Below are 8,332 nucleotides of genomic sequence, written 5' to 3'. Positions count from 1 at the left end.
GCGAAGATATTTATATTGAACCCGATAGTAAAGATGGTGTTTTGCTTTCTCTGATTGCCTATGCGATGCATGGATGCAATAACGCGGTAATTGGCGCTTATAACTCATTTAGCCATCAACTGCGGTGGGTGAGGGGCTATCCAGAAACGTTAAGATAAACGGTATCTCACGCAAGCCTGGTAGTTATTCAACGGTAGATCTATTGCTATCAGGCCGGGTTGGAACAGTCATTAAAAATGGAGCTGTAAGAGATAAAGTTGGTAATGTCTGGCAGCTACCGGAGTCGGTGACGTTAGATTTACATGGTGAGGCTGTAGCAACTGCCGTATGCCAGACTAGTGGGGCGATCAGTGCTATGGCGGGAGATATTATCGAAATTGCCACACCAACGCTTGGGTGGCAAACAGTGACTAACCCGCAAGCAGCAGTGGTTGGGCGAAATGTTGAAAAAGATACAGAACTGCGGATACGGCAAGCACAATCTGTAGCTATGCCATCTCGAACCGTTATTGATGGGCTACGGGGCGCACTGGCTAATTTAAACGGCGTGACGCGCCAATGTGTTTACGATAATGACACGAACACTGTAAGTGATATAGGTATACCAGCATACAGTATTGCTTGTGTGGTGGAGGGCGGCGATTCTAAAGCGATTGCAGAGACAATCGCGTTAAAGAAAACACCTGGCATCCCGACTTATGGCACCACAATTGAAACGATTAAAGATGCATATGGTAATGAAAAGATTATTAAATTTTTTCGGCCAGAACAGATACCAATATTTGTAGAGATTAAAATTAAACCGCTGGCAGGGTACACAACTGATATAGGGAATTCTATTTCTTCATCCGTGAGTGAATACATTAATTCACTCTATATGGGGGATGATGTTTATTTATCTCGTTTATTTGTTCCTGCCAACTTAAGCAATTCATCTGGTGGTGAAACGTACAACGTTTTATCTATTGAAATTGGAACATCACAATCAGTATCAGTAGTTAATATTGATATTGCGTTTAATCAAGTGGCAACGTGTAAGCCTGAGAATGTGAAGGTAGTAACGGTGGTTTCATGACCAATCGGTATTCTGAATTAATCCCATCCAACCAGCGTAGCGCACCGAAATATCACTTAACCATTGAAACTATAACCGACGCTTTTAGCCGTGGTTTGGATGTGGCTAACTCGCTGATAACTATTTTTGATTTAGACAAGGCAGTAGGTAAGCAATTAGATATTATTGGTGAGTGGGTGGGGCGAAGTCGTAGAATTAAAGCCCCGATAGATGATTATTTTTTTACGCTAGATAGCCCCGCTTTAGGGTTTGATTATGGTTATTGGAAAAATAGGTATGACTCTGAATTTGGTTATTTAGATTTAGATGATGTTAGTTATCGTACGATATTGAGAGCAAAAATAGGTGCAAATAATTGGGATGGAACATGTGAGTCTTTACCTGGTATTTTAGATAGTATTTACCCAAATGGAGACTTTAATATTAGTTTTATTGATAATGGCGATATGTCAATGACCGTGACTGTTAAGGGAAAAAAAGTAGACAACATCACGAAAGAAATTATCAAACAAGGATACCTTTCAATAAAGCCTTTAGGAATAACAGTGAATTACGATATTATCGAGGGATAATATGCCTAAAAATGAATTTAAAGCATTTGCTATTGGTAAAAATGCCAATGTACTTACTCAAGCCGAATTCGATGAGTTGATTGCAGTTATAAATGGTTTTCAATCCGGTATTGCCAGAAGTGAACAACTTAATAAAGTTTGGCGACAATCATCTGTTATTTCTCACGTCGTTGCTGAGTTTATGGCTGAAAATTCAGGTGATGATATATTAGATGATGGTAATCTGGATAAACTTAAAGTATCTCTAGTTACAGCATTATTTAATAATGCGAAAGCACAATTGGATGAGCGTTATCTTAATATTATTAAAAATCTCTCCGATTTAAGTAATAAAGCTGAAGCACGAAGAAATCTTGATATATACAGTCGAGGAGAGGTAAACGAGACTTTTTTACAGAAAGAGCAAAATGGTGCGGATATCCCTGACAAACCACGCTTTGTTGATAATCTTGATTTGCGGGAGACCGTCAATCTGGCAGTGGGGGCATTACAAAAAAACCAGAATGGTGCTGATATTCCCGACCCAGCACTCTTTGTCAAAAACCTTCGTTTAGGAAAATTCCAGCAGGCAGCAGATGCTACGCGTATTTTTTCGCCTAATGATGATACCTATCTGAGAATTGATAACACTGGATGGTATTTTGCAAACAAAAATACAGGGAAAATTCCAGCCTCAATTGATGCTGGAGGAACGGGAGCGACAACAGCAGAAGAGGCAATTAAAAAACTTGGCATTGATGTATTATTGAGCGATAAACAAAAATTATCGCAAAATCTTACAGCGCTGTCGGCATTAGTTGCTTCAGCGAACAAATTGCCGTATTTCACAAGTAATAAAGCGGCGGGATTAGTTGACTTAACACAAGTCGGAAAGAACTTACTTTCATCAGAGAGTCTCACTGCACTGATAAGCTACCTTGGTTTTTCAGGTGATGCTAATCACATAAAATTTCCAACCGGACATATTATTCAGTGGGGAACATGGACGATCCCATCAAATAATGCAAGTGTAGTCATTACCCTGCCACATGCTTACTCAGAAGGAAACTACTGGTCTGGTGCGATATTTAATTCCGCCCAAGGGGCTTCCCCCGACAACGTATATGTACCTTCTGCTGTGCTGACAAGTATCAGAATTACTCACTATGGTGATAGTGCAGCTAGTGGCGCTAAGGCACTGTGGTTATCAATAGGAAAATAATATGCTTTATTCAGAATCCACTGTCGGTTTCTATGAAAACAATTGCGAATATGCGCCAGATGACACGGTGCGCGACACCCCCCGCCTTCAGAGCGGGGAAAGATAGTGAGGATGGCGTAGCCGTCCTTGGGGGGGCAGTGTGGATATACAGCGAACGCCGATGTAAACGGAGCTCGTAATATTTTTGCGGCGGGACATGACGTGCTTGCCTGTGTAGGGATGGTGCAGGTAGGCGGCCCGTTGAAACAGGAACCCACCGAAATGATTTAAGCGACAGCCTGAATGTAGCAGGAATCCATGTCCTTCAGGGTGTGGAGGATGTCAACAGCGGTAAAGGGAAATGAAAGATGAAGTGGAAGGGCTAACGGACTTAAAACAAGTGCGGGATTTTGTGGTAGGGGGAGGTAAGTGTCCTAAAAGCCCCACATTTGAGGGGCTAGCAGCCATCTAATTACAGGTCAAAATGGATATCTAACCCATTGATTTATATTGACCTGAAATGCCTTATTTTAGCATAAAAGGTAGTTCATTTTTTGTGCTAAAATATTTGTATGGTATTGATATATAAATTAAATTTTTAAATTGCGTTGTCTAAATTTTTATTAGTTACTCCTAAAAAAAATACTTTTTAATTAAATGGTTAACGTAAGGTGTTCATTATTATTCAAAATAAAATCAAAATCATATAGACACATGCACCCATTCGCTACTACGGCTGTCCTGATATTTAGCTGTCATTATGGATGATTTATGCCCCAGTAAACGCTGCACAAACTCACTCCCTTTTTCTTCTGTATATAGTCTTGCTGAGAGGCTCCTTAGTTCATGGAAGCTAGGTGGGGCTTTATCCCATGATAATCCTGATAAATCCCTTGCACGAGCGAAACCTCTGGAAATTGCGGTGGTGGATAGTTGTAATTTGTTATGGGACGCGATGAGATTGTCACATCCTCCAAATTGTGATTTACATCGTATCAAGGTTTCATTAAATGAAATTCCCAGAGCATTAAGTGAGAGGTTTACATCAAGAGCTAATTTAGCCCCAGATTTTTGCTGTTCTACCCATAACATTCCATCACGAATATCGCTCCACTTCATTTTGCTGATATCACTAACCCGCTGGCCGGTTAAGAGTGCAATTTCCATGCTTAAGGGGATCCACGGTTGCAACTTTAATGAGCTTTTAAATATTTCTTTATAATCATCAAGCGAAAGCCGAGAGCGTTTAATTTCAGAACGAGGGTTTTTGGTGGCATCCACTGGATTTGATGATATATACCCTTCAGCAATAGCCTCCCTGAATATGTCTAATAGCAACATTCGTGTTTGTTTAGCCATTGCAGCTTTTCCTGCAACTATATATGGCGTTAACACCCCGGCTATGTCTTTTGTTGTAATACTATCGATAGGAACATTACGGATAGTTGAATGAAGAGTTCGTAGTTTGCATCGGTACTCTTTTAGTGTTTTTGGCTTTAGTCCTCGCGCATCAATAATTTTAGCGTAGTGATCAAGCCAATCGTGGAACAGCATAGCGGAGTCGCTAGATATTCTTTCTATCAGTCTTGCAGATACATTATCCATAAGCTGTAAATTTGCTTCGATAGCCTGGTTCACCGCATCACGCTTTATCCTGCCGAGTCCATACTCCTTACCCGTCCTTGGGTCTCGATAACTATAATATCCGTTATTCCTTACATATAGATTTGGTGGTAGATCACGCCGTTCGTGATTTCTATTACGTGCCATTCTGAATTCTTGTTATTAAATTATTGACTGGTTTATATTGCTGTTTGGGTAGTAGCTTTATGGCATTTTCTTGTACAAAATATTGGTGTCCATCAAAAATCGGAGGCGGCCATATCTGCCCGTTTCTAGCCCAGCGGCGTATTGTGTCCAAATTTCTGGGTTTAGGGAGTGTTCTGTTCCACTGTTCGAGTGTGAGCATTGTTTCTCCTTATCTGTAATCATCACGTGGTAGCAGGACAGCATCGTCTACGAATTAAACATATCGTATGAGATGTCATAGGCTACTTATTGAGTGTTTGATGTAGAAGTTTGGGAGGGATTTAAACGGGAATTCTTTCTTTATATTAATGTACCTACATATAGGCAATCGCCCAAACCACGCCAACACATGCAAATGCATCAGGCCAACTCATTACACATCCTCCTCCCGATAAACTTCCGAACATATCAGCACAGCATTTGGCCTGCGCACGTGAATAGCATTTATCACTTGTTGGCATTCAAATCGAGTAGGGTAGATATCATCAGTAACGGGGAGGGCATCACAGGCGTCAAATCCGCAAGCGCTAACAAATAGAGCGAATCCTATTAGCATTCATGAGTCTCCGGTTCAGGGACTGCGGCCAATATATCGGCCCATGACTGCTCAATGTTATTAGTTACATCGACAGCAAACTCTTTGCCACATTCAGGGCAATCAGCATTACAAAGGGTGTGCATTTGAAGTTTCATTTCTGGAGTTAAGCATGATGGCACTAGCTTCCAGTTTTTAGGTGTTATGACCATGTCCTCTGTTGGCCAGTCTTTCGGTATCTCCGGAGAGTTCAATTGTGGTCTGGTGTTGTAAGCGCTGAGTGAGACAACAAGCGGAAGATAATGACTACCTGTTTCGTGGTCATGGAAGCTTTCAGTCTCACCAGTTAGGGTTGGTTCTGGCCCAGTCCACCACGTCACAGGTTCAGCCTTCTTTACATCTAATGCGATTCGGGCTAGTGCTCGGATATCGGCGATATCATGACCGGAAATCATTTTTGCTCTGGCCAACTCTTCCAGTCTCTCTACAGTAAAACTATCTAACTCTTTCATGCCCTTTCTCCTCGACCTATAAACCACTCCAGTGCTTTGCAAATAAGTGAATTTTCGTGCCAGTCATCAATTAACCGACACCCATGTTTGTCGCGGAAAAATGTCGGGCCACAATATGGGTGCCAGTCCATGAAGACACAACTCCCATCATCAAGCCGCAGGCGGTAAAGTGGCGTGATTGTTATGATTCCGTTTGGGATTCGAATACATGCCATTCACTCTCTCCCTTGATTCGAATAGCTATTAATCGCTTTCTGTAGTCGCTCAAGGTTGACGTATTCAATAACCTTGTTGCTTTCGCAAGTATTAAGCCATTGAACCGCTTTGGCTGAGTCTGTGTGATAGGCGCACGTTTGGCCGTTCTCGAACTGCAATTCGTAGAGGTCGGCTACTGGTTTGAACTGCGTGCTTGCAGGTTGTGCTTCGGCCCATTCATATTTGGTATTTTCGGCTTCACGAGTTAATTCAGCGATCCGTTTCTCTGCGGCTTCCAGTGTCTCGCGCAGGTTATCAACATACGCAACCAGCGAACTACCAGGTGGGATCTGGCATTCCTCTACCAACTGAAAATAGATATCGGCAGCAGCACGAGTGTTACTATGCGTCGCGTTTCCCATTTCGCCTTCACGAAGCGCGTCGCGCTCCGCCCGTAAACGAGCGTTCTCATCCAGCAGCGTCTGATAGTTAATTTTGCTCATTGCTTTGACTCCTTTACAAAAATAATCCAGTGAGTTTTGTCATTCTTTCCGGTTCGTTGCCGGATAATGGGTTTTTCGTCTGTGAGAGTTAAAATCTGGTTAATTGGTATTTGGGTTTCGTTCCATTTAAAAATAAGCACACCGTGTGGCCGCAGTACACGAAATGCTTCTGTGAATCCGGCGCGAAGGTCGTCACGCCACGTTTCTTTATTTAAACTGCCGTACTTCTTTCTCATCCAGGCATTTTCACCAACACGTTCAAGATGTGGCGGGTCAAATACCACAACGGGAAATGATGCGTTGGCAAACGGTAATGTACGAAAATCAGCAATGACATCGGGGTTTATTACTAAGCTGCGTCCATCACACAGTTGATGTTTTTCAGCACGTATATCACTGAAAATTGCACGCGGATCATTCTTATTGAACCAAAAACATGCGGCTGCCACAGCACATGTCCAAAACACTTTTATTCACTATTAACTCACCATTTACATAATCGCTCTTTACTCTGGCTATTAGCTCGTTGAGGTTATTCATCAGTGGTTACTCTTGAATCCTCTGTTTTGTGATTCCTGTCACATTATAATAATCTTGATTTCATTGTTTATTTCGATCGATTATTCTGCTTGTCATATCTCCCTCTTGTTTGTATGGGATATTCCTCTGTTTTTCGCTTGAGTTCCGCCACTAATGCATATTTCCCGGTTGTTGTTAGTGGCGGCTTTTAGATTCAGACTCAGGACAAATAACAGCGACTTCAAGCAATGATGCTCAATGTGGGGTATTTAAATCCTGCACCCCACGATTGCCAGCTATGGCTTTATCGCGATATATCCACGGCGGATCAGCGTAGATAAGTTGGTATTTCATTGTGAAGATTGAAATGCCCCAGCTAACTGAGACAAATAGAGTAATGTAGCTATTTATTTAACAAGTTCAGGCACGAAACTCTTTAACGAATTGAACAAATTCAGTTGCTGCATCGGTGACGTCTTTATGCAACTGCGCGGGTAAGCATAAAATGTGATTGGCATGAAATTGCTTGATGATATAGGTACCCGGCTGTTGTACGGTTGATACTTCTGGAAAAGGTTGTAGGTAAATCTATTCATTCCAAAACCAATCCAGATAGCAGCGCCATTGAAGACTGTCAGTATAATTTCGGGGGTCGATAGAGGCTGTTAACTTGTGGTCATAAATGGTCATGTTATCTATGGCATCGACGACACCGACAAAAGTCACCTTTTCCCCCACCGACTTCTGACTCCAGAGTTAGCTTATGTTCCCTTTGCTCTGGTAGTGCCAGCTCACCTTCCATTTGAGTGAAGTCAAATGTGAAATCATCAAAGTTGTACTGTAGTTAATACACCTTCTGAAGCGTTCTCCAACACTTTATGAAAAGCGGAGCCTGCGATCATTGCTTCGGTTTGAGGCGTTATTCGGAGCAGGTAGTTGATGATTTCGTCTATTTCAGCATCGGGGTTAGCCTTCCAGCGACGGAAGGCTTCAAGGTTTTGGCGGATATGCGTATCATGCGGCGGCCTTAACATACATATTTGGCGGACTTGTCGAACTGGAAACCTTTACTTTTTGCCACTTCGTTTAGTATCCGCTTGTTCTACTGGTGCATCTTTGAACAGATTGACGGCATCATTAAAGTCTTGCGCGGTTTCCAATAACTCTAAGTCAGCGCGTATGCGGGCAATTTCTTCTTGTGCCTTTCTGATTTCCTCTTGTGCTTTTCTGACCTCTTCAGATTGTTTATTTAGCTCCTGTTTGATTGGGAAAGTACTCCGCGAAGAAATTGGGTTCATTGTCATAATGTGGCACTGTGATAACGTCCAACTGGGCAGGGTTTTTACCAAATCCTGACGAGCTGGGGTTAAAGTCCAGTACTCGTTTAGAGGTGTTACCGGCTCCTTCAATACGAATGCGCCCCATTACATCG

8 protein-coding genes and 5 pseudogenes are annotated in these 8,332 nt (G+C 42.2%); 4 read left to right on the top strand and 9 right to left on the bottom strand.

Features of this window, described 5'->3' with window-relative positions; all coding sequences use genetic code 11:
• Nucleotides 1-124 precede the first annotated feature (124 nt).
• From DX162_RS22075 to DX162_RS22060, 4 genes and pseudogenes are all read left to right on the top strand, one after another.
• Nucleotides 125-1,075, top strand: coding sequence for a baseplate J/gp47 family protein (locus DX162_RS22075; RefSeq protein ID WP_244916319.1), 951 nt, complete (start codon nucleotides 125-127; stop codon nucleotides 1,073-1,075).
• A complete protein-coding gene (locus DX162_RS22070; RefSeq protein WP_032821220.1) occupies nucleotides 1,072-1,647 on the top strand; it encodes a DUF2612 domain-containing protein in 576 nt (191 codons plus the stop codon). The genes DX162_RS22075 and DX162_RS22070 overlap by 4 nt, the downstream gene beginning before the upstream one ends.
• A gap of 1 nt (nucleotide 1,648) precedes the next feature.
• A complete protein-coding gene (locus tag DX162_RS22425; protein WP_004393465.1) occupies nucleotides 1,649-2,848 on the top strand; it encodes a gp53-like domain-containing protein in 1,200 nt (399 codons plus the stop codon).
• A gap of 138 nt (nucleotides 2,849-2,986) precedes the next feature.
• Nucleotides 2,987-3,118: pseudogene (locus DX162_RS22060) on the top strand (RNA-guided endonuclease InsQ/TnpB family protein); the annotation flags it as partial.
• A gap of 411 nt (nucleotides 3,119-3,529) precedes the next feature.
• Here the strand turns inward: DX162_RS22060 and DX162_RS22055 are convergent.
• The 9 genes and pseudogenes from DX162_RS22055 to DX162_RS22480 form a co-directional block, all read right to left on the bottom strand.
• Nucleotides 3,530-4,597: a site-specific integrase gene (locus DX162_RS22055; RefSeq protein ID WP_004393613.1), complete on the bottom strand. Its 1,068-nt coding sequence runs from the start codon at nucleotides 4,595-4,597 to the stop codon at nucleotides 3,530-3,532.
• Nucleotides 4,587-4,796: an excisionase gene (locus tag DX162_RS23000; protein WP_032821299.1), complete on the bottom strand. Its 210-nt coding sequence runs from the start codon at nucleotides 4,794-4,796 to the stop codon at nucleotides 4,587-4,589. The genes DX162_RS22055 and DX162_RS23000 overlap by 11 nt, the downstream gene beginning before the upstream one ends.
• A gap of 213 nt (nucleotides 4,797-5,009) precedes the next feature.
• The gene (locus DX162_RS22045; RefSeq protein WP_032821300.1) at nucleotides 5,010-5,192 is read right to left on the bottom strand and encodes a hypothetical protein; all 183 of its coding nucleotides are present in this window, start codon (nucleotides 5,190-5,192) and stop codon (nucleotides 5,010-5,012) included.
• On the bottom strand, nucleotides 5,186-5,683 hold the full coding sequence (locus tag DX162_RS22040; protein ID WP_004393614.1) for a hypothetical protein: 498 nt from the start codon (nucleotides 5,681-5,683) through the stop codon (nucleotides 5,186-5,188). Before DX162_RS22040 ends, DX162_RS22045 begins: the two co-directional genes overlap by 7 nt.
• Before the next feature lie 215 nt (nucleotides 5,684-5,898).
• Nucleotides 5,899-6,342, bottom strand: a pseudogene (locus DX162_RS22995) (hypothetical protein); the annotation flags it as partial.
• Between the two features lie 35 nt (nucleotides 6,343-6,377).
• Nucleotides 6,378-6,837, bottom strand: a pseudogene (locus DX162_RS22025) (class I SAM-dependent methyltransferase).
• A gap of 310 nt (nucleotides 6,838-7,147) precedes the next feature.
• Nucleotides 7,148-7,254, bottom strand: a pseudogene (locus tag DX162_RS22020) (MT-A70 family methyltransferase); the annotation flags it as partial.
• Between the two features lie 713 nt (nucleotides 7,255-7,967).
• Nucleotides 7,968-8,204, bottom strand: a complete 237-nt coding sequence (locus DX162_RS22005) for a hypothetical protein (protein ID WP_115155913.1) — start codon at nucleotides 8,202-8,204, stop codon at nucleotides 7,968-7,970.
• Nucleotides 8,146-8,332, bottom strand: a pseudogene (locus DX162_RS22480) (ATP-binding protein); the annotation flags it as partial. The pseudogene DX162_RS22480 and the gene DX162_RS22005, both read right to left, overlap by 59 nt.

This window comes from Yersinia kristensenii (assembly GCF_900460525.1).
Taxonomy (GTDB): domain Bacteria; phylum Pseudomonadota; class Gammaproteobacteria; order Enterobacterales; family Enterobacteriaceae; genus Yersinia; species Yersinia kristensenii.
Note: the sequence above shows the minus strand (reverse complement) of the source record. Positions and strands in the feature narration are given on the sequence as shown.